19 protein-coding genes and 1 tRNA gene are annotated in these 25,296 nt (G+C 69.1%); 13 read left to right on the forward strand and 7 right to left on the reverse strand.

Annotated features, from left to right (window positions below; all coding sequences use genetic code 11):
• Window positions 1-3 precede the first annotated feature (3 nt).
• Window positions 4-2,481 (forward strand): ATP-dependent helicase HrpB, encoded by a 2,478-nt coding sequence (hrpB, locus tag OHT76_RS11185; RefSeq protein WP_328870621.1) that lies wholly within the window; start codon window positions 4-6, stop codon window positions 2,479-2,481.
• Here the strand turns inward: hrpB and OHT76_RS11190 are convergent.
• The 3 genes from OHT76_RS11190 to OHT76_RS11200 all read right to left on the reverse strand — a co-directional run bounded on the left by OHT76_RS11190 (window position 2,471) and on the right by OHT76_RS11200 (window position 5,446).
• Window positions 2,471-3,463 (reverse strand): DUF3068 domain-containing protein, encoded by a 993-nt coding sequence (locus tag OHT76_RS11190; protein WP_328870622.1) that lies wholly within the window; start codon window positions 3,461-3,463, stop codon window positions 2,471-2,473. The genes hrpB and OHT76_RS11190 overlap by 11 nt on opposite strands.
• 21 nt (window positions 3,464-3,484) lie before the next feature.
• Complete coding sequence (locus OHT76_RS11195; RefSeq protein ID WP_328870623.1) at window positions 3,485-3,619, reverse strand: SPW_0924 family protein; 135 nt, start codon at window positions 3,617-3,619, stop codon at window positions 3,485-3,487.
• 126 nt (window positions 3,620-3,745) lie between these two features.
• Window positions 3,746-5,446, reverse strand: a complete 1,701-nt coding sequence (locus OHT76_RS11200) for a lytic transglycosylase domain-containing protein (RefSeq protein WP_328870624.1) — start codon at window positions 5,444-5,446, stop codon at window positions 3,746-3,748.
• 284 nt (window positions 5,447-5,730) lie between these two features.
• Between OHT76_RS11200 and OHT76_RS11205 the strand changes: the two genes are divergently transcribed.
• Window positions 5,731-6,585 (forward strand): DUF4184 family protein, encoded by an 855-nt coding sequence (locus tag OHT76_RS11205; RefSeq protein WP_328870625.1) that lies wholly within the window; start codon window positions 5,731-5,733, stop codon window positions 6,583-6,585.
• 291 nt (window positions 6,586-6,876) lie between these two features.
• Here OHT76_RS11205 and polA read toward each other — a convergent pair whose 3' ends face one another.
• Window positions 6,877-9,603 carry a DNA polymerase I gene (gene polA / locus OHT76_RS11210; RefSeq protein ID WP_328870626.1) on the reverse strand — a complete coding sequence of 909 codons (2,727 nt, stop codon included), beginning with the start codon at window positions 9,601-9,603 and terminating at the stop codon, window positions 6,877-6,879.
• 176 nt (window positions 9,604-9,779) lie between these two features.
• Between polA and OHT76_RS11215 the strand changes: the two genes are divergently transcribed.
• The 8 genes from OHT76_RS11215 (at window position 9,780) to OHT76_RS11250 (ending at window position 19,305) form a co-directional block, all read left to right on the forward strand.
• The gene (locus OHT76_RS11215) at window positions 9,780-12,059 is read left to right on the forward strand and encodes an FdhF/YdeP family oxidoreductase (RefSeq protein WP_328870627.1); all 2,280 of its coding nucleotides are present in this window, start codon (window positions 9,780-9,782) and stop codon (window positions 12,057-12,059) included.
• A 60-nt stretch (window positions 12,060-12,119) separates the two neighbouring features.
• Entirely contained in the window at window positions 12,120-12,608 is a 489-nt protein-coding gene (locus OHT76_RS11220; protein ID WP_328870628.1) for a PaaI family thioesterase, read from the forward strand.
• 119 nt (window positions 12,609-12,727) lie between these two features.
• Complete coding sequence (locus OHT76_RS11225; protein ID WP_328870629.1) at window positions 12,728-13,402, forward strand: hypothetical protein; 675 nt, start codon at window positions 12,728-12,730, stop codon at window positions 13,400-13,402.
• Window positions 13,403-13,628: 226 nt separating this feature from the next.
• A complete protein-coding gene (locus tag OHT76_RS11230) occupies window positions 13,629-14,858 on the forward strand; it encodes a branched-chain amino acid ABC transporter substrate-binding protein (protein ID WP_328870630.1) in 1,230 nt (409 codons plus the stop codon).
• A 145-nt stretch (window positions 14,859-15,003) separates the two neighbouring features.
• Window positions 15,004-15,933, forward strand: coding sequence for a branched-chain amino acid ABC transporter permease (locus tag OHT76_RS11235; RefSeq protein WP_328870631.1), 930 nt, complete (start codon window positions 15,004-15,006; stop codon window positions 15,931-15,933).
• Window positions 15,934-15,946: 13 nt separating this feature from the next.
• The gene (locus tag OHT76_RS11240; RefSeq protein ID WP_328876506.1) at window positions 15,947-17,743 is read left to right on the forward strand and encodes a branched-chain amino acid ABC transporter permease; all 1,797 of its coding nucleotides are present in this window, start codon (window positions 15,947-15,949) and stop codon (window positions 17,741-17,743) included.
• Window positions 17,744-17,749: 6 nt separating this feature from the next.
• On the forward strand, window positions 17,750-18,592 hold the full coding sequence (locus OHT76_RS11245) for an ABC transporter ATP-binding protein (RefSeq protein WP_328870632.1): 843 nt from the start codon (window positions 17,750-17,752) through the stop codon (window positions 18,590-18,592).
• Window positions 18,589-19,305, forward strand: coding sequence for an ABC transporter ATP-binding protein (locus tag OHT76_RS11250; protein WP_328870633.1), 717 nt, complete (start codon window positions 18,589-18,591; stop codon window positions 19,303-19,305). Before OHT76_RS11245 ends, OHT76_RS11250 begins: the two co-directional genes overlap by 4 nt.
• A gap of 65 nt (window positions 19,306-19,370) precedes the next feature.
• Here OHT76_RS11250 and OHT76_RS11255 read toward each other — a convergent pair whose 3' ends face one another.
• Complete coding sequence (locus tag OHT76_RS11255; RefSeq protein WP_328870634.1) at window positions 19,371-20,027, reverse strand: ANTAR domain-containing response regulator; 657 nt, start codon at window positions 20,025-20,027, stop codon at window positions 19,371-19,373.
• 102 nt (window positions 20,028-20,129) lie between these two features.
• On the opposite strand from OHT76_RS11255, the gene OHT76_RS11260 reads away from it, so the two are divergent.
• Both OHT76_RS11260 and OHT76_RS11265 read left to right on the forward strand, forming a co-directional pair.
• Window positions 20,130-20,202, forward strand: a tRNA-Leu gene (locus OHT76_RS11260).
• A 106-nt stretch (window positions 20,203-20,308) separates the two neighbouring features.
• Entirely contained in the window at window positions 20,309-21,052 is a 744-nt protein-coding gene (locus OHT76_RS11265) for a helix-turn-helix domain-containing protein (protein WP_328870635.1), read from the forward strand.
• 10 nt (window positions 21,053-21,062) lie between these two features.
• On the opposite strand, the gene pyk is transcribed toward OHT76_RS11265, so the two are convergent.
• Both pyk and OHT76_RS11275 read right to left on the reverse strand, forming a co-directional pair.
• Window positions 21,063-22,499 (reverse strand): pyruvate kinase, encoded by a 1,437-nt coding sequence (gene pyk / locus OHT76_RS11270; protein ID WP_328870636.1) that lies wholly within the window; start codon window positions 22,497-22,499, stop codon window positions 21,063-21,065.
• Between the two features lie 136 nt (window positions 22,500-22,635).
• Window positions 22,636-23,328, reverse strand: coding sequence for an SIMPL domain-containing protein (locus OHT76_RS11275; protein ID WP_328870637.1), 693 nt, complete (start codon window positions 23,326-23,328; stop codon window positions 22,636-22,638).
• 149 nt (window positions 23,329-23,477) lie between these two features.
• On the opposite strand from OHT76_RS11275, the gene OHT76_RS11280 reads away from it, so the two are divergent.
• On the forward strand, window positions 23,478-25,283 hold the full coding sequence (locus OHT76_RS11280) for a bifunctional metallophosphatase/5'-nucleotidase (RefSeq protein WP_328870638.1): 1,806 nt from the start codon (window positions 23,478-23,480) through the stop codon (window positions 25,281-25,283).
• Window positions 25,284-25,296: the final 13 nt, after the last annotated feature.

Raw genomic sequence — 25,296 nt, forward strand, 5'->3', positions numbered from 1 at the left:
TGCGTGATCCGTTACGACGCCCTGGACGCCCTTCCCGTACGCGGTGCCCTGCCCTCTCTGACCGACGCCCTGGAGGCGCACGGCACCGCCGTCCTCGTCGCCCCGCCCGGCACCGGCAAGACGACCCTCGTCCCGCTGGCGCTGGCGGGGCTGCTCGGGGAAGGGCCCGCCCGGCGGGTCGTCGTCGCGGAGCCGCGCCGTATCGCCGCCCGCGCCGCCGCCCGGCGGATGGCGTGGCTGCTCGGCGAGAAGGTGGGCGAGAGCGTCGGCTACACCGTGCGCGGGGAGCGGGTCGTCGGACGGCACGCACGCGTGGAGGTCGTCACGACGGGTGTGCTCTTGCAGCGCCTCCAGCGCGACCAGGAGCTCGCGGGTGTGGACGTCGTGGTCCTGGACGAGTGCCACGAGCGGCATCTGGACGCGGACACGACGGCGGCCTTCCTGTGGGACGTACGGCAGGCGCTGCGGCCGGAGCTGCGGCTGGTGGCCGCGTCGGCGACGACGGACGCGGAGGGCTGGGCCCGGCTGCTGGGCGGCGCGCCGGTGGTCGAGGCGGAGGGCGTCTCGTATCCGGTGGAGGTGGTGTGGGCGCCGCCTGCCCGTCCGGTACGGCCGCCGCACGGGATGCGCGTCGACCCGGCGCTGCTGACGCATGTGGCGTCGGTGGTGCGGCGGGCGCTGGCCGAGCGGGAGGGGGACGTGCTGTGTTTCCTGCCCGGTGTAGGGGAGATCGCGAGGGTGGCCGGACAGCTCGGCGACCTGGGCGGTGTGGAGGTGCTCCAGGTGCACGGTCGCGCCCCGGCGGCGGTGCAGGACGCGGTGCTGGCTCCTGCGGAGGGGCGCCGGGTGGTCCTGGCAACCTCCGTGGCCGAGTCCTCTCTTACGGTCCCCGGGGTCCGGGTGGTGGTCGACTCCGGGTTGGCGCGGGAACCGCGCGTCGACCACGCGCGCGGGCTGAGCGCGCTGACGACGGTACGAGCCTCGCAGGCGGCGGGCCGTCAGCGGGCGGGCCGGGCCGGGCGGGAGGCGCCGGGTGCGGTGTACCGCTGCTGGGCGGAGGCGGAGGACACGCGGCTGCCGCGCTTCCCCTCACCGGAGATCAAGGTGGCGGATCTGACGGCGTTCGCGTTGCAGACGGCGTGCTGGGGAGATCCGTCAGCCGCCGGTCTTGCGCTGCTGGATCCACCGCCCGCGGGCGCGATGGCGGCAGCACGTGCGGTGCTGTCGGCGATCGGGGCGGTCGACGCGTCCGGGCACGCCACCGAGCGGGGAGTGCGGCTGGCCGGACTCGGACTCCACCCCCGCCTGGGACGGGCGCTGCTCGACACCTCCGGCGCCGGAGCCGAGGTGGTGGCGCTGCTGTCCGAGGAGGCACCGCGGGAGTACGGGGACGACCTGGCGGCTGCTCTGCGGGCCGCCCGGCGTGGGGGTGACGCCTACTCGGGGCGATGGCGGGCGGAGGTACAGCGGCTCAGGAGTGTCGGCGGGGAGTCGGGCGCCGGAGAGGGGGATGACGCCCTGGCCGGAGCCGTGGCCGCGCTCGCCTTCCCCGAGCGTGTGGGCAAGGTCGAGGGCGGATCGGTGCTCATGGCGTCCGGTACCCGGGCCGAGCTGCGCGAGGGCTCTCCGTTGCGCGGGGCGCCCTGGCTCGCGGTGGCAGTGGCGGACCGTCCGGTGGGCAAGGGCCACGCGCGTGTGCAGCTCGCCGCGGTGGTCGACGAGGAGACAGCTCGCTCGGCCGCCGCTCCTCTGTATACGGAGGGCGAGGAGGTCCATTGGGCCGACGGGGACGTGGTCGCGCGCCGGGTGGAACGCCTGGGCGCGATCGAACTGACGGTACGGCCCTTGCGCGACGCCGACCCCGCCCTCGTACGCGAGGCCCTTGTGGACGGACTGCGACAGGAGGGGCTCGGCGTGCTGCGGTGGTCGCCGGACGCGCTCGTCCTACGACAGCGGCTGGCGTTTCTCCATCTGCACCTGGGCGACCCATGGCCCGACGTCTCCGACGATGCTCTGCACGCGCGCGTGGAGGAGTGGCTGGAGCCGGAGCTGAGCCGCGCGAGGCGGCGGAGCGATCTCGGACGGATCAGTGCCGGGGAGGGTCTTGGCCGGCTGCTGCCGTGGGCCTCGGGTGAGGCTGCACGCCTGGACGAGCTGGCGCCCGAGCGTCTCGCCGTGCCGAGTGGGTCCAGAATCCGGATCGACTACACGAACCCCGAACAGCCCGTCCTCGCCGTGAAGTTGCAGGAGATGTTCGGCCTGCACGAGTCGCCGTCCCTCGCCGGGGTGCCCGTCCTCGTCCACCTGCTCTCCCCCGCCGGCCGGCCCGCCGCCGTCACCGCCGACCTCGCCTCCTTCTGGAAGGCCGGCTACAAGGGCGTACGAGCGGAGTTGCGCGGCCGTTATCCGAAGCATCCGTGGCCCGAGGACCCCGCCACCGCCGAGCCGACCCGGTACACGACCGCGCGGCTCAGGCGTTGACCGGCTCCGGTTCGACCGTCTCCTCCGGGGCCGGATCCGCCGGGCGGCGGCTGCGGGCCTCCAAGTAGAGGGAGAGGGACAGCAGGAGGATGCCGAGGGTCAGGAAGCCCCACGGGAGGTACGACGTCATCAGCAGGACCAGGGTGCGGTTGGACTTGACCAGGTCGACCGTGTAGTCGATGTAGTCCTCGCGCATCTTGACGTGCCCGGCGAACGCCGTGACCTTGTCGCGGTCGCCCAGGAGGGTGCCGCCGCGCAGCTCCTCCTTGTGGATCTCCTCGCCGTAGACGGGGGCGCCGGTGAGGGGCTCGATCCAGAACTTGCGGACCGTGGTGTACCAGCGGGTGGTGCCGGTCTCGTCGAGGGACTCCGCCGTCACACCGCCGACGGGCAGCTTCTTGGGGTACGGCACTTTCGTCCACGGGATGGTCTGCTCGAAGTAGTAGACCTCGACGCCACGGAAGTCCTCGGTGCCCTTGTAGTGGATGGGCGCGGAGGTGCGGGTCTGGGCGTCGAAGTACTCGTAGGACCGTTTCTCCGTCAGGAACGGCCACTTGAACTCGATGCCCTCGCGGCGCACGGGGTCGCCGTCGACCATCTCGCCCGTGGCGTGGACGGGTTCCTGGGTGTGGGCGTCGAAGATATAGCGCTCGGGGATCTGGGAGACCATCTTGCCGTCGGGGCCCTGCACATAGGAGAGGCCGTCCCAGACGACCACGTCCCGGCCCGCCGTCTTCTCGATCTTCTCGGAGGCCTCCACATTGCCCTTCAGGGTCTGCACGATGGTGACCTTGGAGACCTTCTTCGCCTTCATCGTGCCGTAGTCGAGAAGGGTGGCGTCCTTCGCCTCCAGGACCATGTCCTGGTACTGGTTCGCGGGGATCTTGGCCAGGCGCGGGAAGGCGTACCAGCGCAGCATCGGGGACAGCGCGGCGAAGAACACGGCGAAGGCGAGCAGGATCAGACTGGCCTTGCGGCGCATCTCGGCCTCCCTCCCGGGCGGTTACGGGTGTGATGGCACCGTCGTCAGCAGCGGCTCGGGGGAGGTCTCACCGGCCGGGGAGCCGAGCGCGGTGAGCGTGAAGACCAGGGCGAGCGCGACGGCGAGACCGGTCGCGGCGGCGATCAGGGCGCGCACGGTGCCTCCCCACGGAGCTGATACTTCGTCAGGTCCGGCACCGTAGCAACGGGCGGGCGAGATGAGAACACGTTGCACACGACGACGGCGCCCCTCCGCACTGGAGGGACGCCGCCTGGGCCGTACTTATGCGCTGGGGCTCGCCGACGGGGTGGGCGACGACGACTCGGCCGCCGCCACGGTCAGTTCGACCGTCAGCGTCGCGCCGCCCGCGGTGTTGATACGGAGCAGGAAGGTGCCGGTGGTGTCGTCGGCGTACAGCTTCGGCAGCTTCAGCAGGCCGTCGGCGTCCGTCTCCAGGCCGGTCAGGGTGCGTACGGGCTTGCCCTCGGCGTCCTTGAAGTAGGGGCCCTTGTCGTTCTCGGCCGGGTCGTCCGCCGACTTGATCAGGGTGGCGGTGGCCGCGACTCCATCGGCGACGGCGCCCTTGTAGGTGGCCTTCACCTCCACCTGGTCGGCGAACTCGCCGCCCGGGATGCAGGTCAGGGCCGCCTCGCCGGTCCGGGCGAGGGTGTCGGCGGCGCGTTCGGTGACCGTGGCCGTGTAGTCGAGGCCGGGCACCGAGCGGCCCACTACGGTCGCCCGGACGATGAACTCGCCGGTCTCCTCGCCCGCCTGGAGCGCGGGAGCCACGGCCGTACCGCTGCTGTTGGTGAGGGCGGTGGCGTACTTCTCGCCGCCGGTGAAGGTGGTGTCGGTGTCGCCGACGATGGTGAAGCGGATCCGCACCTTGCCGACGCCCTTGCCGGCCGAGGTCTCGGCACGGGTGCTGATCTTCTCCCCGAAGGCGTCGCCCGCCATCGCCGTGAGCTTGGCGGTCTCGGCGTCCTCCAGGCGGTCCACCGTGTCGGTGGGCGTCTGTGGAGTCGTCGGAGGCGTCGTGGGCGGGGGTGTGGAAGGCGGCGTGCTCGGCGGCGGCGTCGTCTGCGGGGACGTGGTGGGCGGCGTCGTGCTCGGCGGCTGGGAGGCCGGGGGCGACGGCTGGGTCCGGGCGCCGTCGCCGTCGTCGCTGCGGTCCTCGGGGACGGTGCCGGTGCCGTCGGGGATCTCGTCGACGCCCTTGCGGTAGTGCTCCAGCCACGCCAGGACGGTGTTCAGGTAGTCCGTCGAGTTGTTGTAGCTGAGTATCGCGCTCTTGAGGTCCGACGGGTCGGACAGGTCCCAGTCGAAGCGGCACAGGTAGTGGCCCGCGGAGAGCGCGGCGTCGTAGACGTTGTTGGGGTCCTTCTCGCCGTCGCCGTTGCCGTCGCGGCCCGCCCACTCCCAGGTGGACGGGATGAACTGCATCGGCCCCACAGCACGGTCGTACGAGCTGTCCCCGTCGTAGGCGCCGCCGTCGGTGTCGCTGATGTTCGCGAAGCCGACGCCGTTGAGTTGCGGGCCGAGGATCGGGGAGGTCGTGGTGCCGTCGGCGTTCACCCGGCCGCCGCGCGCGTGGCCGGACTCGACGTGGCCGATGGCGGCGAGCAGCTCCCAGGGGAGGTTGCAGCCGGGCTTGGAGTCCTGGAGCGAGGCGGCGGCCTGCTTGTAGGCGTCCAGAACGGTCGCGGGTATCCCGGACTCGGAGTCCGTGGTGTCCGTTCCGCCCGCGCTCGGCGAGGGCTTGGGGCTGTCGAGGGGCGGCAGGTCCGTGTAGTACGGCGAGTTGCCGGTCGCGCTGTCGTCGGCGGCGTCGGGTGTGGGCTGGGCGTCGGAGGTGCTCCGTCTGCCCTGGTCGTCGACCGTCACTCCGGGAGCCTGGGAGCCGGACAGCGCCGCGACCGCGAGTGCGGCCACGGCGGCGGTGGCCGCACCCTTGTACAGCCTCCTGCCGAATTGCGCCGACATAGAGTGAACCCCTCCCGTGGACGCCCGAGCGCCCGTCTCTGTCTGTCCCGTCGCCCTGTTGTGACGAACGACCCGCCGTGGCGGTTGCGCTCGTGCGCCCGTTCGGTGACGGGCCCGCGAGCATCCGTCCGTTTTTGTTCGTACGTCGACCGCGCTCCCCGCGCGCCAACCCAAGTGACCCTACGACAACTTCCGCGCCTCGGGCACCCGTTCGCGTCCGATATTCACCAGTTGGCCATGCGTGATACTGGGCGGGTCGATCACAGCCCCAGCGAGGAGCGTCGGTGCCGTTCACCCTGAGCCATGCGGCGGCCGTGCTGCCCGCCGTGCGCACCGACGGAACGGGCCGGGGCCGGCTGGTACCGGTCGTCCTCGTGGCGGGGTCGTTCGGTCCCGACATGACCTACTACGCGGCCAGCGCCGTGCCCGGCGCGATGGAGTTCGGTGACGTCACGCACTCCTTCGCGGGCGTATTCACGGTGGATGTGGCCATCACCTGGGCGTTGGTGGGGCTGTGGCTGCTGGTGCGCGAGCCGTTGGTGGCGCTGTTGCCGCCCGCTCGGCAGGGCCGTATGTCCGCGCTGCTGCGCTGCGGTGCGCCACGCGCGCGTGTGCGGGCGGATCTGCTGCTGTGGTGGTACGTCTCCGCGGTCCTCGGTGCGCTCACCCATGTCGTGTGGGACGCGTTCACGCATCTCGACCGGTGGGGGATGCGGCTGTTCCCCGTCCTCGGGGAGTCGTTCGCGGGGTCCCCCTTGTACTGGTATCTGCAGTACGGCGGTTCGGCGGTGGCGGCGGTCGCCATCGCGGGGTTCTTGGTGGTCGCGCTACGGCGGATTCCGGTGGGGGTCTCGCCGGTCGGGGTGCCGGTGCTGTCCTCGCGGGACCGGTGGGTGGCGTGGGCCGTGCTCTTCGGTTGCGCGACGGTGTTCGCGGTGCTGCGGGCGGTGCGGTGGTGGGCGTACTGGGGGTCTCGTGCGAAGCCCTGGGAGCTGATTCCGACCCTGTGTTTCGGGGCGGGGGCCGGGCTGGTGCTGGGGGTGCTGGTGTACGCCGTGGGGGTCAGGGTGTGGCGTCCTGTGCCGGGGTCGCTGTCCGCGTCGGTGTCGGCCTCCGGCGAGGAACCCGTATTGCGGTGAGCTCCGCCCATAGGAGGAGGGTTGCCGTCCGGTCGGTGGGGATGCGGGGGGTGCTGGCGTTTGCCGCGTGTGCCGTCCGGCGGTGGCGTATGTGTATGCCCATGCCCGCATCCTGACGGGCGCGGGTGGGTGGCGGCGTCTTTGCAGGGGCCACGCGAGTGATGGTTCCTTCGCGTCTGCCTGGTTGCTGTTGTTCTGGGGGCGCGGGTTCTCGGTGGCTGGTCGCGCCCACGCGGCGAAGCCGCATATCGACACAGTCCCGCGCCCCAGGTGTGCTGCAGTTCTGGAGTCCTAATGCGCCGCGGACTCCCAGTCCGCGCCCGATCCCACCGAGACGCCCAGAGGTACGTCCAAGGTGACCGCGTTGGACATCTGCTCTCGGACCAAGGTCTCCGCCTGTTCCCGCTCTCCCGGGGCGATCTCCAGGACGATTTCGTCGTGGACCTGGAGGAGCATGCGGGACTTGAGGTCGGCCTCGCGCAGGGCCTCGTCGACCTTGAGCATGGCGATCTTGACGATGTCGGCCGCCGTGCCCTGGATCGGGGCGTTGAGGGCCATGCGCTCGGCTGCCTCGCGGCGCTGGCGGTTGTCGCTGTTGAGGTCGGGGAGGTAGCGGCGGCGGCCGAAGATCGTCGCCGTGTAGCCCGTCGCCCTCGCCTCGTCGACCGCTCGGCGCAGATAGTCCCGTACCCCGCCGAAGCGCTCGAAGTAGGCGTCCATCAGGGCGCGGGCCTCGCCGGCCTCGATGTTCAGCTGCTGGGAGAGGCCGAAGGCGGAGAGGCCGTAGGCGAGGCCGTAGGACATCGCCTTGATCTTGCGGCGCATCTCCGCGTCCACCGCGGCGGGCTCGACGGCGAAGACCTGGGAGGCGGCCGTGGTGTGCAGGTCCTCCCCCGAGGTGAACGCCTCGATCAGGCCCTCGTCCGCGGACAGGTGGGCCATCACCCGGAGCTCGATCTGGCTGTAGTCCGCCGTCATCAGGGACTCGAAGCCCTCGCCGACCACGAAGCCACGGCGGATCGCCCGGCCCTCGTCGGTGCGAACCGGGATGTTCTGCAGGTTCGGGTCCGTGGACGACAGCCGGCCCGTCGCCGCGACCGTCTGGTTGAAGGTGGTGTGGATACGGCCGTCCGCCGCGATCGTCTTGATCAGGCCCTCGACCGTGACCCGCAGCTTCGCCTGCTCACGGTGACGGAGCATGATCACCGGGAGTTCGTTGTCCGTCTGGGCCGCGAGCCAGGCCAGGGCGTCGGCGTCGGTGGTGTAGCCGGTCTTGGTCTTCTTGGTCTTGGGCAGGCCCAGCTCGCCGAAGAGGACCTCCTGGAGCTGCTTGGGCGAGCCGAGGTTGAACTCGTGTCCGGCGGCCGCGTGCGCCTCCTTCACCGCCTGCTGCACGGCGCCTGCGAACATCTGTTCCATGGCTTCCAGGTGGGCCCGGTCGGCGGCGATGCCGTGCCGCTCCATACGGGCCAGCAGCGCGGAGGTGGGCAGCTCCATGTCGCGCAGCAGATCGGCCGCGCCGACCTCCTGGAGCCGGCCCTCGAAGGCCTCGCCCAGGTCGAGGATGGCGCGGGCCTGGACCATGAGCGCCTCGGCCTCGGCACTGTCGTCCGCGCCGAAGGCGAGCTGGCCGTCTGCCGCGGCGGCGGGGGCCAGTTCGCGGTGCAGGTACTCCAGGGACAGCGCGTCCAGGTCGAAGGAGCGGCGGCCGGGCTTGACCAGGTAGGCGGCGAGCGCGGTGTCCATGGTCACGCCGTCCACGGTCCAGCCGTGCTCGGCGAAGACCCGCATCGCGCCCTTGGCGTTGTGGAAGATCTTCGGGCGGTCGGCGTCGGCCAGCCAGCCCGCGAACGCCGTCTCGTCGGCCTCGTCGAGCTGGGACGGGTCGAACCAGGCCGCCGGACCGCCGGCCGTCGCCAGCGCGACCTCGGCCACCGAGCCGGTGCCGAGCGCCCAGGTGTCGACGGTGGCGACACCGAGGGGCGCGGTGCCGTGCTCGGCCAGCCACGGGGCCAGCTCGCCGGTGCCCAGCACCTTGCCGTCCAGCTCCACGCCGTCCGCGACGACCGGGGTCTCCTCCGCCTCCTCGGCGCCCGGGTCGACCGCCAGCAGCCGCTCACGGAGGGACGGGTTACGGATCTCCAGGGTGTCCAGGACCATCGCGACGGCCTTGCGGTCGTAGGGCGCGCGCTGGAGGTCGGCGACCGTCTTGTCCAGCTCCACCTGCCGCTCCAGCTCGGTGAGCCGACGGTTGAGCTTGACCGCCTCCAGGTGGTCGCGGAGGTTCTGGCCCGCCTTGCCCTTGACCTCGTCGACGCGCTCGACGAGGTCCGCGAACGAGCCGAACTGGTTGATCCACTTCGCGGCGGTCTTCTCACCGACGCCCGGGATACCCGGCAGGTTGTCGGACGGGTCGCCGCGCAGCGCCGCGAAGTCGGGGTACTGCGCGGGCGTCAACCCGTACTTCTCGAAGACCTTCTCCGGGGTGAACCGGGTCAGCTCGGAGACGCCCTTGGTCGGGTAGAGCACCGTCGTGTGCTCGCTGACCAGCTGGAAGGAGTCCCGGTCGCCGGTGACGATCAGCACCTCGAAGCCCTCGGCCTCGGCCTGGGTGGCGAGCGTGGCGATCACGTCGTCGGCCTCGAAGCCGTCGATCGCGAAGCGGGGGGCATGCATCGCGTCGAGCAGCTCGCCGATCAGCTCGACCTGGCCCTTGAACTCGTCCGGGGTCTTGGAGCGGTTCGCCTTGTACTCCGTGAACTCCTCGGAGCGCCAGGTCTTGCGGGACACGTCGAAGGCGACCGCGAAGTGGGTGGGCGCCTCGTCGCGCAGGGTGTTGGCCAGCATCGACGCGAAGCCGTAGATCGCGTTCGTCGGCTGGCCCGTCGCCGTCGTGAAGTTCTCCGCGGGCAGCGCGAAGAACGCGCGGTAGGCCAGGGAATGCCCGTCCATGAGCATCAGGCGCGGGCGGTTGCCGCCGGGGGTCGTCTCGGTCTTCTTCGATGCTGTCTCTGCCACGTCCCCGATCCTGCCACGCCGCACTGACAGTCGGGACACGGCCGGATCGACGGTGCCCGAGCGGCTGCCGCAAACAGTGCTCCTGCCCCACGGCGAACCCGGGCTCGGGCGATGTCACTGACACGTGCGAGGATCGGAGACGTACCTCACATACGCAGTCGTAAGGAGAGCGTGCGATGGCGACGAAGCCCCCCAAGGGTGATCCGGTTCAGGACGCGCCGCAGGTCGCCGAGCCGAAGCACGCGGCCGCGGGGCTGCCCGCCATCGGGCACACCCTGCGCATGGCCCAGCAGCAGATGGGCGTGAAGCGGACCGCGCTGACGCTGCTGCGGGTCAATCAGAAGGACGGCTTCGACTGCCCGGGCTGCGCCTGGCCGGAGCCGGAGCACCGGCACACCGCGGAGTTCTGCGAGAACGGCGCGAAGGCGGTCGCCGAGGAGGCCACCCTGCGCCGGGTGACCCCGGAGTTCTTCGCCGCGCACTCCGTCGCGGACCTGGCGACCCGCAGCGGCTACTGGCTGGGCCAGCAGGGGCGGCTGACCCACCCCATGTATCTCCCCGAGGGCGGCGACCACTACGAGCCGGTCACCTGGGAGCGCGCCTTCGACATCGTCGCCGAGGAGCTGGCGGCCCTCGGCTCCCCGGACGAGGCCCTCTTCTACACCTCGGGGCGCACGAGCAATGAGGCGGCGTTCCTCTATCAACTGTTCGCCCGCGAGTTCGGCACCAACAATCTGCCGGACTGCTCGAACATGTGCCACGAGTCGTCGGGCTCCGCGCTGAACGAGACCATCGGCGTCGGCAAGGGCAGTGTCCTGCTGGAGGACCTCTACCAGGCCGACCTGATCATCGTGGCCGGTCAGAACCCCGGCACGAACCACCCGCGGATGCTCTCCGCCCTGGAGAAGGCCAAGGCCAACGGCGCGAAGATCATCAGCGTCAACCCGCTGCCCGAGGCCGGCCTGGAGCGGTTCAAGAACCCGCAGACCCCGCAGGGCATGCTCAAGGGCGCCGCGCTGACCGATCTGTTCCTGCAGATCCGCATCGGCGGCGACCAGGCACTGTTCCGGCTGCTCAACAAGCTGATCCTGGACACTGACGGCGCGGTCGACGAGGAGTTCGTACGCGAACACACCCACGGTTACGAGGAGTTCGCAGCCGCCGCGCGGGCCGCCGACTGGGACAAGACGCTGGCGGCGACCGGCCTCACCCGCCCGGACATCGAGCGGGCGCTGGGCATGATCCTCGCCTCCGAGCGGACGATCGTCTGCTGGGCGATGGGGCTCACCCAGCACAAGCACGCCGTGCAGACCATCCGCGAGGTGGTCAACTTCCTTCTTCTGCGCGGCAACATCGGGCGCCCGGGCGCGGGTGTGTGCCCGGTGCGCGGTCACTCCAATGTGCAGGGCGACCGCACGATGGGCATCTTCGAGCGGCCCGCCCCGGCCTTCCTGGACGCCCTGGAGAAGGAGTTCGGGTTCGCGCCGCCGCGGGAGCACGGCTATGACGTCGTACGGGCCATCCGCGCGATGCGGGACGACAAGGCGAAGGTCTTCTTCGCGATGGGCGGCAACTTCGTGTCGGCGTCGCCCGACACCGAGGTGACCGAGGCGGCGATGCGGCGGGCGCGCCTGACGGTGCATGTGTCGACCAAGCTGAACCGTTCGCATGCGGTCACGGGAGCGCGGGCGCTGATTCTGCCCACGCTCGGGCGCACCGAGCGTGATCTTCAGGGCAGTGGCGAGCAGTTCGTGACCGTCGAGGACTCCATGGGCATGGTGCATGCCTCGCGCGGGCGGCTGGAGCCGGCGAGTGCGCAGCTGCTGTCGGAAACGGCGATCGTCTGCAGGCTGGCACGGCGGGTGCTCGGCTCGGACAGCCGGGTGCCGTGGGAGGAGTTCGAGAAGGACTACGCGACGATCCGTGATCGCATCGCGCGGGTCATCCCGGGGTTCGAGGACTTCAACGCGCGCGTGGCGCATCCCGGTGGGTTCGCCCTGCCGCACGCTCCGCGTGACGAGCGGCGGTTCCCGACGGCGACGGGCAAGGCGAACTTCACCGCGGCGCCGGTCGAGTACCCGGAGCTGCCCGAGGGGCGGCTGCTGTTGCAGACGCTGCGGTCGCACGACCAGTACAACACCACGATCTACGGGCTCGACGACCGTTATAGGGGGATCAAGAACGGCCGGCGGGTGGTGCTGGTGCATCCCGAGGACGCGTCGGCGCTCGGGGTCGCGGACGGTTCGTACGTCGATCTGGTCAGTGAGTGGAAGGACGGGGTCGAGCGGAGGGCTCCCGGGTTCCGGGTCGTGGTCTATCCGACGGCTCGGGGGTGTGCGGCGGCGTACTACCCCGAGACCAATGTGCTGGTGCCGCTGGATGCCACCGCGGACACCAGTAACACCCCGGCCAGCAAGTCCGTCGTGGTGCGTCTGGAACAATCGGCGACCGACTGAGCGTTTGCTCAGGTGCCGGCGAACGCTGGACCGGATCGACGACGAACGGAGTCTGGCCCCATGGGCGAGCAGCAGCAGGTGAAGTTCCCGCAAGAGGTCATCGACGAGTACGCCGCGCTCGGGGTGGATCTGCCGGCACTGTTCTCGGCGGGGCACCTGGGGACGCGGATGGGGGTGCAGATCCTGGAGGCGTCGGCGGAGCGGGTGGTCGGGACGATGCCGGTGGAGGGGAACACGCAGCCGTACGGGCTGCTGCACGGGGGTGCGTCCGCGGTGCTGGCGGAGACTCTGGGGTCTGTGGGGTCGATGTTGCACGGGGGGTCTTCGAAGATCGCCGTGGGTGTCGATCTGAACTGCACGCATCATCGGGGGGCGCGGTCGGGTCTGGTGACCGGGGTGGCCTCGCCGGTGCATCGGGGGCGGTCCACGGCGACGTACGAGATCGTGATCAGTGACGAGGACGGCAAGCGGGTGTGTACGGCTCGGCTGACCTGCCTGCTGCGGGATGTGCGGCCGGGCGACGGCGAGCATGTGGGTGCCGCCGGTTGATCAGGTGACCCTGCGCCGGGGCTGAGCGGGGGTGCATCGCGCAGCCCGGCGCTTATGGGTGCCGCCCTGCGGCACGACTGCACGCAGCGGCGGCGCCAGGTGCGGGGTACCGTTCACTCATGACCGGCACCGGCCCCGTCGAGCCCGTCAACCCCCCTGATGCCGACGAGAGTTACGAGGTCATCGGGGTCGATACGCCGCGTCTCGCCGACCGGCTCGCGGCGCGGTGGGCCGGCCTCTCCACCCGTACGCGCGCAGCCGTGCTCGCCACAGGACTCGCCGGGCTCGCCGCCGCCGGAGCCCTTCTCCTGTCGCCCGATGACCCCGAACCCCGGGATCCCCTCGACCTCTCCGCCTGGCCCGTCAACGTCACCAGGTGGGATTACCTCGGCACCGGCAGCACCGCCAACTCCCCCGCCACCAGCGGACGTTACCGGTTCGCCGTGTCGGTGCTGCGGGGGCCCGACGTCACCCTGCGAGTCACAGGGGCCGCCTTCGACGGGATCAGGGCCCAGACGGTCCCCCGGCCAGAGTTCACCGTGCCGGGCGGCACAACTCGGCGTATCACGGTGGAGATTTCCGTATCCGACTGTTCGGAACTGCCCCTGGATGCGGGATTTCACTATCTCGACGTAACGCTGCGTAACACTCACGCAATACAGCGCCACAGTTTCATCTTCGGTGGCGCATTCTCGCGGGACGTTTCCGAGCTCCTCCACGCGGCCTGCGACGCCGTACCCGCGCGACCGGGGCCACGCCCAACCGGAAGTGCAAGTTCTCAGAATGCGGACTGAGTGGATATTCCGCCAAAACGGCTGAGAGCGCCCTCACCCGATCCCCGCCCTCCACCACGTCATAACAAGAAAGTCACAAGGAAGCTCGCCCCGATGCCCATCCGCACATACCGGGCTTAGAGTCACGGCCAGTCACCGCTCCATCGGGAGTTCGGTACCAGCGCGGCACCCGCCGCCCCTACCCGGGCGGGCGTGACTGCGGAAAGGACTGATTGTGCGACGTTCCTTGGTGATACTTACCTCCGTCCTTGCGACCGGAGCTCTGACGCTCACCGCCTGCGGCTCCCGAGACGACAACGGCGGCAGCGACAACAGCGGCGGGGACACCACCACCCTGACCATCGGCGTGGACGCCCCGCTGTCCGGTGAGAACTCCACCACCGGCCTCGGTATCCAGTACGGCGCCCAGATCGCTGTCGACGACGCCAACAAGAACAAGCTCGTCCCGGGCGTGACCTTCAAGCTCAAGGCCTACGACGACAAGGCGCAGCCGGCCACCGGCCAGACGAACGCCACCGCGATCACCGGCGACAAGACCGCCGTCGGCGCCGTCGGCCCGCTGAACTCCGGCGTCGCCCAGACGATGCAGCAGGTCTTCGCCTCGGCCAAGATGGTGCAGATCTCCCCGTCCAACACCGCCCCGGAGCTGACCCAGGGCAAGGACTGGCAGAGCGAGAAGAAGCGGCCGTTCGACACCTACTTCCGCACCGCCACCACCGACGAGCTGCAGGGCAGCTTCGCCGCCGACTACGCGTACAACGGCCTCAAGAAGAAGAAGGCCTTCGTCGTCGACGACAAGCAGACCTACGGCGCCGGCCTGGCCAAGATCTTCAACGAGCAGTTCAAGAAGCTGGGTGGCCAGGTCGTCCAGACCGACCACGTCAACACCGGTGACAAGGACTTCGGTTCGCTGGTCACCAAGATCAAGAACTCCGGCGCCGACCTGCTCTACTACGGCGGCCAGTACGACGAGTCCGCGCTGCTCACCAAGCAGATGAAGGACGCCGGGGTGAAGATCCCGCTGTTCGGCGGTGACGGCATGTTCGCCACCACCTACATCGAGGCCGGCGGCGCCGCCACCGAGGGCGACCTCGCCACCGCGATCGGTGTCCCCGCGGACACCCTGCCCGCCGCGAAGACGTTCATCGAGACCTACAAGTCCAAGGGCTACAAGGGTGACTACGGCGCCTACGGCGCGTACGCCTACGACGCCACCACCGCCATCATCAAGGCCGTGAAGGCGGCCGTCGACGCCAACGACGGCAAGGTCCCGAGCGACATCAACGCCCTGCGGTCCACGGTCGTCGAGGAAGTCCAGAAGTCGGACTTCGAGGGCCTGTCCGGCAAGGTCGCGTTCGACGAGTACGGCGACACCACCAACAAGCAGCTGACGGTTTACCAGGTCGAAAAGGGTGCGTGGAAGCCTGTGAAGACCGGCACCGCCGACCTCGGCTGACCCAGGCAGCCCACCAGTAACCCACGGGCCGCGCGGGAGGGGACCCCGACCGCGCGGCCCGTTCTCACACCCACACACGTTCAGTGCGACCACGACCTTGCACGCGACCAGTGCACACGACATCCAGCGACATGGAGGCCATGCGGTGAACACCCTGCCGCAGCAGCTGGCCAACGGGCTGCTTCTAGGCTCGATGTACGGGCTGATCGCCATCGGCTACACGATGGTGTACGGCATCGTCCAGCTCATCAACTTCGCGCACGGCGAGATCTTCATGACCGGGGCCTTCGGCGCCTTCACGGTCTACTTCTACATCCTCCCCGACGGCACGGCGATGGCCGTCGCCGTCCCGCTGATGCTGATAGGCGGTGGCCTCGTGGCCATCCTCATCGCCGTCGGCGCGGAACGGTTCGCCTACCGACCACTGCGCGGAGCACCACGCCTGGCACCGCTCATCACCGCCATCGGCCTCTCCCTGGCACTCCAGGAGGTCGTCCGGAACTTCTACCCCGGCGCCGACCGCGCCATCGCGTTCCCGGGCCTGGACGCCACCCATGAGATCGGCTCCGTCACCATCAAGGACGCCGACATCTTCCTGATCGTCTCCGCGATCGTGTGCATGGCGGCCCTGGCGTACTTCGTCCGCAAGAGCCGCACCGGCCGCGCCATGCAGGCCACCGCACAGGACCCGGACACCGCCCAGCTGATGGGCATCGACACCAACCGCATCATCGTGATCGCCTTCGCGATCGGTGGCTTCTTCGCCGCCGTCGCCGCCGTCGCCTACGGCCTGAAGTACGGCAACATCGACTACCGCATGGGCTTCCTGATGGGCCTCAAGGCGTTCACCGCGGCCGTCCTCGGCGGCATCGGCAACATCTACGGCGCCATGCTCGGCGGTCTGGTCCTCGGTATCGCCGAGACCCTGGCCTCCGCGTACATCGACGAGATCCCCGGCATGCAGCAGCTCGGCGGTCAGAGCTGGGCCAACGTCTGGGCCTTCTGCCTCCTCATCCTCGTACTCCTGGTCAGGCCACAGGGCCTGCTCGGCGAGCGCGTCGCGGACAGGGCGTGATCACGTGACCGAGATCGAGAAGACCACTGAGGCCACGCCGGCCGCCCCCATCCCGGCCACGCGCGGCCTGCTCCCGCTGCCGCTCGCCGCGGCCCGCGCGCTCCTGCTGGCCGGCGGTATCGCCACCGCCGCCTCGGCCTTCCTCGCCTGGACCTGGACCTCCGAGTTCCCCGGCGACCTCACCATCACCGGCTACCCGGGCGGCCTGCAGTGGCTGACCTTCATCGCCGGTGCGCTCACCGCACTGTTCGCGCTGTCCTCGTACGGCATCCCCGGCCTCGGCTGGCTGATACCGGCGGGGAACAACGCCCCCCTGGCGCTCACCGCGCTCGGCGGCTTCGCCACCACCTGGTTCACCGTCATCGCCATCTGCGCGGAACTCGGCGGTGTGGTCAACCTGGAGCCCGGCGGCTGGATCGCGGCAATCGCCTCCCTGCTGCCCGTGCTCGGCGCCCTCGCCCTGCCCGAGCAACTCGGTGACGACCTCAAGGAGAACCTGAAGGCGTACGTCGCCAAGCCCGACCGGATCCCCGCCCCGAAGACGCTCGCGCCCTGGATCGAGCGGGCCGTCATCACCGCCGTCACCGTGATCGGCCTGGCCGTCTTCACCTACGGCATCGACACGGAGTACGGCGAGCTCTTCGTCGGCTACCTGATCCTGATCTCCTTCTCGCTGTGGGCCCTGCACACAGCGGGTCTGCTGGACCGCTTCTCCCGGATCGTCTCCCACAACCGCAGCTTCACGCTGGCCATGGGCTTCGTCGCCGCGATCGCGTTCCCCTTCACCCAGACCGACGACCACTACGCCAACATCGGCGTAAACATCCTGATCTTCGGAACCGTCGCCCTCGGTCTGAACATCGTCGTCGGCCTCGCCGGCCTGCTGGACCTCGGCTACGTCGCCTTCCTCGGCGTCGGCGCCTACACCGCCGCGCTGGTCTCGGGCTCCGAGTTCTCCCGGTTCTCCGGCGTGCAGTTCCCGTTCTGGGCCTCGGCATTGACGGGCGCCGCCGCCTCGCTCCTGTTCGGTGTGCTCATCGGTGCCCCGACACTGCGCCTGCGCGGCGACTACCTCGCCATCGTCACCCTGGGCTTCGGTGAGATCTTCCGTATCGCCGTGAACAACATGGACGGCGACTCCGGTCCGGACATCACCAACGGCCCCAACGGCATCCCGTCCATCCCGGACCTGAGCTTCTTCGGGTTCAACCTGGGCGAGTCGCACGACATCGGCGGCTTCACCCTCGGCCGGTTCGCCAACTACTACCTGCTGATGGTCCTAATCATGGCCATCGTCGTCCTCGTCTACACACGCGCCGCGGACTCCCGCATCGGCCGCTCCTGGATCGCCATCCGGGAGGACGAGACCGCCGCGACCGCCATGGGCATCAACGGCTTCCGGGTCAAGCTCGTCGCCTTCGCCCTCGGCGCGGCCCTCGCAGGCCTGGCCGGAACCGTCAGCGCCCACGTCACCTACTCCGTGGTGCCGACGCCGTACCAGTTCGCCGGTTCCACGCCGCCCAACTCGGCGTTCCTGCTGGCCGCCGTCGTCCTCGGCGGCATGGGCACGGTCGCAGGCCCGCTGCTGGGTGCGGCGCTGCTCTACCTGCTCCCGGAGAAGCTCAACTTCCTCCAGGACAAGTCGCTGCTGGCCTTCGGTATCGCACTGGTGCTGCTGATGCGCTTCCGCCCGGAAGGCATCATCGCCAACCGCCGCCGCCAGCTCGAATTCCACGAGACCGGCCAACTCGACGTACCAGAACAAGCGACGCTGACCGACGAACCGGCCGTCACCAAGGCAGGGGCGTAACGAACCATGACGACACCTGTACTCGAAGCCCGCGACGTCACCATGCGCTTCGGCGGCCTCACCGCCGTCCGCTCGGTGGACTTCACAGTCAACGCCGGCGAGATCGTCGGCCTGATCGGCCCCAACGGCGCCGGCAAGACGACCTTCTTCAACTGCCTGACAGGCCTGTACGTCCCCACCGAGGGCACGGTCTCCTACAAGGGCACCGTGCTGCCGCCCAAGCCGCACCTCGTGACACAGGCAGGCATCGCCCGTACGTTCCAGAACATCCGCCTCTTCGCCAACATGACAGTGCTGGAGAACGTCCTCGTCGGCCGTCACACACGGACGAAGGAAGGCCTGTGGTCGGCGCTGCTGCGCGGCCCCGGCTTCAAGAAGGCGGAACGGGACAGCGAAGAACGGGCCATGGAACTCCTGGAGTTCATCGGCCTCGCCCACAAGCGCGACCACCTCGCCCGTAACCTCCCCTACGGCGAGCAGCGCAAGCTGGAGATCGCGCGCGCCCTCGCCTCCGAGCCGGGACTGCTGCTCCTGGACGAGCCGACGGCCGGCATGAACCCGCAGGAGACACGGGCGACCGAGGACCTGGTCTTCGCGATCCGCGACAAGGGCATCGCCGTTCTCCTCATCGAGCACGACATGCGCTTCGTCTTCAACCTGAGCGACCGCGTCGCCGTCCTGGTCCAGGGCGAGAAGCTGGTCGAAGGCACCTCCGAGGTCGTCCAGGCCGACGAGCGGGTCATCGCCGCCTACCTCGGTGAGCCCTTCGAGGGCGAGCCCGGTGAGGCGGAGGCCGCCGAGGTCGCGGCGGCCGAGGCACAGAGCACCACGGAAGGGGCCGACCAGTGACCGCACTGCTTGAGGTCGAGGACCTCAGGGTCGCGTACGGCAAGATCGAGGCCGTCAAGGGCATCTCGTTCAAGGTCGACGCGGGCGAGGTCGTCACCCTGATCGGCACCAACGGCGCCGGCAAGACCACGACCCTGCGCACCCTGTCGGGCCTGCTGAAGCCCTCCTCCGGGAAGATCGTCTTCGACGGCCAGCCGCTCACCGGTATCGCCGCCCACAAGATCGTCGCGCTGGGCCTGGCCCACTCCCCCGAGGGCCGGCACATCTTCCCGCGCCTGACCATCTTCGAGAACCTCCAGCTCGGCGCCTTCCTCAGGAAGGACAAGGAAGGCATCGAGAAGGACATCCAGAAGGCGTACGACCTGTTCCCCATCCTCGGAGAGCGCCGCAACCAGGCGGCCGGCACCCTCTCCGGCGGTGAGCAGCAGATGCTGGCGATGGGCCGCGCCCTGATGTCCCGGCCGAAGCTGCTGATGCTCGACGAGCCCTCCATGGGTCTGTCGCCGATCATGATGCAGAAGATCATGGCGACGATCGCCGAGCTGAAGTCGCAGGGCACCACGATCCTGCTGGTCGAGCAGAACGCCCAGGCGGCGCTCTCGCTCGCCGACCAGGGCCACGTCATGGAGGTCGGCAACATCGTCCTGTCGGGCAGCGGCCAGGACCTGCTGCACGACGAGTCGGTCCGCAAGGCCTACCTCGGCGAAGACTGATCCGCTACGACGAAGGCCCGCACCCCTCGCCAGGGGTGCGGGCCTTCGTCGTACCGCCCTGGGGCTCAGCCCTTGGCGGCCTTCTTCTCGTCGGCGTCCTGAATGACGGCCTCGGCGACCTGCTGCATCGACATGCGCCGGTCCATCGACGTCTTCTGGATCCACCGGAAGGCGGCCGGCTCGGTCAGGCCGTACTCGGTCTGAAGGATCGACTTGGCGCGGTCGACGAGCTTGCGGGTCTCCAAGCGCTGGGTGAGGTCGGCGACCTCCTTCTCCAGCTCCTTCAACTCGGTGAACCGCGAGACGGCCATCTCGATCGCCGGTACGACATCGCTCTTGCTGAACGGCTTGACCAGGTACGCCATCGCGCCGGCGTCCCGGGCCCGCTCCACCAGGTCGCGCTGCGAGAACGCGGTGAGCATGAGGACCGGCGCGATGCTCTCCTCGGCGATCTTCTCGGCGGCGGAGATACCGTCCAGCTTGGGCATCTTCACATCGAGGATGACGAGGTCGGGCCGGTGCTCCCGGGCCAGTTCGATGGCCTGCTCACCGTCGCCCGCCTCACCGACGACGGAGTACCCCTCTTCTTCGAGCATCTCTTTGAGGTCGAGCCGGATGAGCGCTTCGTCCTCGGCAATGACGACGCGGGTCGTCAGCGGAGGCACGTGCGACTTGTCGTCGTCGGGCGCGTCTACGGGCTGGGGCGACTCGGGGGCGGTCACGGGGGCTCCTCGTTCAGGGGCAGGGGTGCTGCTGACAAGAGCCTACCTAGCTGCGGTAAGGTGGGGGCACGGCGGGTGACCGCTGACCTTCCTTTTGAAGGGGCCCCGGTAGCCCAGCGGTAGAGGCCATGGATTCAAAACCCATACAGCGTCGGTTCGAATCCGACTCGGGGCACTTTTCCTTGGTTTCCAAGGTCGCCGCAAGAAAGCGGATGTCCACGTTCTCGTGAACATCCGCTTTTTGCTGCGTGTCGCCGCGATCACTCTCACAGGGTGTTCGCATGTACGACGTCAGCACTCGTAAGCGAGCCCTCGCGCTGGTTGCACAGGGGCGCAGCCTGAATTCGGTCAGCCGCGAGACGGGTATCTCCCGAGCCGCAATCCGCTCCTGGCGACACCGCCTTGAGCCGCTTCCCCGCATTGCGGCTCCGGACCCGGGACCACCCGCGGATGAAAGCGCGTACGCGTACCTGCTGGGCCTCTATCTCGGCGACGGCTGCATCAGCGCCCATCGGCGCAGCGGTTACTACCTGCGCATCGCGTGCGCCGACGCGTGGCCGGGACTCATGCAACAGTGCCGCGAGGCCATCTCCGAGGTGCGTCCCGGCATCGGTGTCTACACCCTTCAGAAACAGGGATACGCGATGGTGACCAGCTACTCCCGGCACTGGCCCCGGCTTTTCCCTCAGCACGGTCCCGGCAAGAAGTACGAGCGCACCATCGCCCTTGAACCCTGGCAGCAGGAGATTGTCGACGCCCACCCCTGGGAGTTCATCCGCGGCCTCATCCACTCCGACGGCTGCCGCATCACCAACTGGACGACCCGCCTCATCGCAGGCGAGCAGAAGCGCTACGAATACCCCCGGTACTTCTTCACCAACCTGTCGAGGGACATCATCCGCCTCTTCACCGAGGCACTGGATCGCGTGGGCGTCGAATGGCGATATGCGAACGCCCGCAACATCTCCATCGCCCGCAAAGTCTCCGTAGCCCTCATGGACACCCACGTGGGCCCGAAGTACTGAGCAGCTGAGGCTACTTGGGGCTGTCGTCCTCGCCGATGTGGTGCACGCGCACCAGGTTCGTCGAGCCCGACACTCCCGGAGGCGAGCCGGCCGTGATGACGACGGTGTCGCCCTTCTGGCAGCGGCCGTACTTCAGCAGCAGTTCGTCGACCTGGTCGACCATCGCGTCCGTGGAGTCCACATGCGGGCCCAGAAACGTCTCCACACCCCACGTCAGATTCAGCTGCGAGCGCGTGGCCGGCTCCGGGGTGAAGGCCAGCAGTGGGATCGGTGAGCGGTAGCGGGAGAGGCGGCGGGCGGTGTCTCCGGATTGGGTGAATGCGACCAGGTACTTGGCGCCGAGGAAGTCGCCCATCTCGGCGGCGGCGCGGGCGACGGCTCCGCCCTGGGTGCGGGGCTTGTTGCGTTCGGTCAGGGGCGGGAGGCCCTTGGCGAGGAGGTCTTCTTCCGCTGCCTCGACGATCTTCGCCATCGTACGGACCGTCCCGATGGCGTACTTGCCGACGCTGGTCTCGCCGGAGAGCATCACCGCGTCGGTGCCGTCGATGACCGCGTTGGCGACGTCGCTCGCTTCCGCCCTCGTCGGACGCGAGTTCTCGATCATGGAGTCGAGCATCTGCGTTGCCACGATGACCGGTTTGGCGTTCCGTTTCGCCAGCTTGATCGCGCGCTTCTGGACGATCGGGACCTGTTCCAAGGGCATTTCGACGCCCAGGTCCCCTCGCGCCACCATGATGCCGTCGAACGCGGCGACGATGTCGTCGATGTTCTCGACGGCCTGCGGCTTCTCCACCTTGGCGATCACCGGGAGGCGGCGGCCCTCCTCGTCCATGATGCGATGGACGTCCATGATGTCTCGTCCGCTGCGCACGAAGGACAGGGCGATGACGTCGAAGCCGGTGCGCAGGGCCCAGCGCAGGTCGTCCTCGTCCTTCTTGGAGAGGGCGGGCACCGAGACGGCGACGCCGGGCAGGTTCAGGCCCTTGTTGTCGGAGACCATGCCGCCCTCGACCACTGTGGTGCGGACACACGGGCCGTCTACGGCGGTGACCTCCAGGCAGACCTTGCCGTCGTCGACGAGGATGCGCTCGCCCGGGGTGACATCGCCGGCGAGTCCGGCGTAGGTGGTGCCGCACTGTTCGCGGTCGCCTTCGGCGCCTTCCTCCACGGTGATGGTGAAGGAGTCGCCGCGTTCAAGGAGTACGGGTCCTTCGGTGAAGCGGCCGAGGCGGATCTTCGGGCCTTGAAGGTCGGCGAGCAGGCCGACGCTGCGGCCGGTCTCGTCGGAGGCCTTTCGCACGCGCTGGTAGCGCTCCTCGTGTTCGGCGTATCCGCCGTGGCTGAGGTTGAATCGGGCCACGTCCATTCCGGCCTCGACCAGTTCCTTGATCTGGTCGTACGTGTCGGTGGCGGGCCCCAGAGTACAAACGATCTTTGCTCGGCGCATACTTCGAGCCTAGGCCTTACCGGCGGGTAGCGAATTGGCCGCGCATGACTACTCAACAACCTTTGCGTGAAGGAGTATTGACAAGTGTTGAATTGTGCGGCGGGCCGCTCCGATGAGCGGAATTCGGAGAATTGAACTACAGCTGCGGCGGCCTCATGGTGAATCGTGCATTCACCTCGGCATAGACGTGCTGGCGCTGGGGTTCGAGATCGAGGGCGGCCACGGTGTCCTCGGCGGCCTCCGCGAAGGCCATGGAGCGCATACGGCCGGCCGCCATCGGGCGGTGGCCGCCGTCCTCGGCGCCGATGTCGGCGATCTCCACCAGGGCCGCCAGTGAGGTGCCCAGCGCCTCGGCGTACTCGCGGGCCCGCTGGACCGCCTCGTGCACGGCCTGCTCACGGGCCCGGCGGTGGGCGGGCGAGGCGGGGCGCAGATCCCACCAGGGGCCGTCGACCCGGGTGAGCTCCAAGTCGGCCAGCCGCGTGGCGAGTTCACCTAGAGCGGTGAAGTCGGTGAGTTCGGCGGTCAGATGGACCGTGCCTTGGTAGGTGCGCACGCGTTCGCCGCGCCCGTGCTTGGTGAGCTCGGGCCGCACGGAGAAGGCGCCGGTCTCCAGCCGTTCCACGGCGTCGCCGTACGACTTGACCAGGTCGAGGGCGGTGGCGTTGCGGCGGGTGAGGTCCTCCAGGGCGGAGCGGCGGTCCTTGCCGCGGGAGGCGACCGTGATGCCGATCCGGCCGATCTCGGGGTCGACTTCGATGTGGGCCTCGCCGCGGACGGCGATGCGCGGGGCGTCGGGGGTGCCGTAGGGGACGGCGGGCGTGGTCATGTGCCCCACTGTGTCACTTCTTGACGGGGTACGGACTGGTCAACTCACAGCTTTGGACATCAGATCGCAACCTGCGGGGGCTATTGCCGGTCGCCATGTCCGGGACAGAATCTACGCGCGTCATTGACCATCCCGAGGAGAACCGAGACATGCCCCTGAACCGTCGGAAGTTCCTGAAGAAGTCGGCCGTGACCGGAGCGGGGGTCGCCATGGCCGGCGCGGCGGCGGCTCCGGCGGCCGAGGCCGCCGAGGCCGCGAAGCGTCCGAAGCCCGCCAAGCGGTACTCCCTGACGGTGATGGGCACGACCGATCTGCACGGCAACATCTTCAACTGGGACTACTTCAAGGACGCGGAGTACACCGACGCCAAGGGCAATGCGAAGGGCCTCGCCCGGATCGCCACCCTGGTCGAGCAGGTCCGCGAGGAGAAGGGCCGCTGCAACACGCTGCTGCTGGACGCCGGCGACACCATTCAGGGCACCCCGCTGACGTACTACTACGCCAAGGTCGAGCCGATCACCGCCGAGGGCGGTCCGGTGCACCCGATGGCGCAGGCGATGAACGCCATCGGGTACGACGCGGTGGCGCTCGGCAACCACGAGTTCAACTACGGCATCGAGACGCTGCGCAAGTTCGAGGAGCAGTGCGACTTCCCGCTGCTCGGCGCGAACGCGCTGGATGCGAAGACCCTCAAGCCCGCCTTCCCGCCGTACTTCATGAAGACGTTCCGCGTGAAGGGCGCGCCGCCGGTCAAGGTCGCGGTCCTCGGGCTCACCAACCCCGGCATCGCGATCTGGGACAAGGCCTATGTCCAGGGCAGGATGACCTTCCCCGGTCTGGAGGAGCAGGCGGCGAAGTGGGTGCCGAAGCTGCGGTCGATGGGCGCGGACGTCGTGGTGGTCTCGGCGCACTCCGGCTCCTCGGGCACCTCGTCCTACGGTGACCAGCTGCCGTACATCGAGAACTCGGCCGCGCTGGTCGCCCAGCAGGTGCCGGGCATCGACGCGATCCTGGTGGGCCACGCGCACACGGAAATCGTCGAGCTGAAGGTGACGAACGAGAAGACCGGCAAGACGGTCGTGCTGTCGGAGCCGCTCTGCTACGCGCAGCGGCTGTCGCTGTTCGACATCGAGCTGGTGTTCAGCAAGGGCCGCTGGACGGTCGAGTCGGTGGCGGCGACGGTGCGTGACTCCAAGACGGTCGCGGACGACCCGGAGATCACCAAGCTGCTCGACGACGAGCACGAGAAGGTCGTCGCGTACGTCAATCAGGTCGTCGGTACCGCCACCGAGACGCTGACCACGGTGGACGCCCGGTACAAGGACGCCCCGATCATCGACCTGATCACCAAGGTCCAGGAGGACGTGGTCAAGGCGGCTCTGGCGGGCACCGAGTACGCCTCCCTGCCGGTGATCGCGCAGGCCTCGCCGTTCTCCCGCACTTCGGCGATCCCGGCGGGCAACGTGACCATCCGGGACCTGTCGAGCCTGTACGTGTACGACAACACGCTGGTCGCCAAGTTGATGACGGGCGCGCAGCTCAAGGCATACCTGGAGTACTCGGCGGAGTACTTCGTGCAGACGGCGGCCGGTACGGCCGTGGACGTGGAGAAGCTGACCAACGCGAACGGCCGCCCGGACTACAACTACGACTACGTGTCCGGTCTTTCGTACGACATCGACATCGCCCAGGCGGTGGGTTCGCGGATCAAGAACCTGACCTACGACGGTGCCGCGCTGGACGACGCGCAGCAGTTCGTGTTCGCGGTGAACAACTACCGTGCCAACGGCGGCGGCGCGTTCCCGCATGTCGCCTCGGCGCAGGAGCTGTGGGCGGAGTCGACGGAGATCCGCACCCGGATCGCCGAGTGGGTCACCGCGAAGGGTGTGCTGGACCCGAAGGACTTCGCCTCGGTGGACTGGAAGCTCACGCGGGACGGCACGCCGGTGTTCTAGCGGCTTGTTGATG

It is taken from the genome of Streptomyces sp. NBC_00287 (genome assembly GCF_036173105.1).
Taxonomy (GTDB): domain Bacteria; phylum Actinomycetota; class Actinomycetes; order Streptomycetales; family Streptomycetaceae; genus Streptomyces.

Bases quoted from the DNA above. Each gene is read 5' to 3' on its own strand.
- OHT76_RS11220 (WP_328870628.1), top strand. From the start codon at position 12,120: ATGGGCGAGCAGCAGCAGGTGAAGTTCCCGCAAGAGGTCATCGACGAG.
- OHT76_RS11265 (WP_328870635.1), top strand. From the start codon at position 20,309: ATGTACGACGTCAGCACTCGTAAGCGAGCCCTCGCGCTGGTTGCACAG.
- OHT76_RS11200 (WP_328870624.1), bottom strand. From the start codon at position 5,446: ATGTCGGCGCAATTCGGCAGGAGGCTGTACAAGGGTGCGGCCACCGCC.
- OHT76_RS11225 (WP_328870629.1), top strand. From the start codon at position 12,728: ATGACCGGCACCGGCCCCGTCGAGCCCGTCAACCCCCCTGATGCCGAC.
- OHT76_RS11215 (WP_328870627.1), top strand. From the start codon at position 9,780: ATGGCGACGAAGCCCCCCAAGGGTGATCCGGTTCAGGACGCGCCGCAG.
- OHT76_RS11190 (WP_328870622.1), bottom strand. From the start codon at position 3,463: ATGCGCCGCAAGGCCAGTCTGATCCTGCTCGCCTTCGCCGTGTTCTTC.
- OHT76_RS11280 (WP_328870638.1), top strand. From the start codon at position 23,478: ATGCCCCTGAACCGTCGGAAGTTCCTGAAGAAGTCGGCCGTGACCGGA.
- OHT76_RS11275 (WP_328870637.1), bottom strand. From the start codon at position 23,328: ATGACCACGCCCGCCGTCCCCTACGGCACCCCCGACGCCCCGCGCATC.
- OHT76_RS11245 (WP_328870632.1), top strand. From the start codon at position 17,750: ATGACGACACCTGTACTCGAAGCCCGCGACGTCACCATGCGCTTCGGC.
- pyk (WP_328870636.1), bottom strand. From the start codon at position 22,499: ATGCGCCGAGCAAAGATCGTTTGTACTCTGGGGCCCGCCACCGACACG.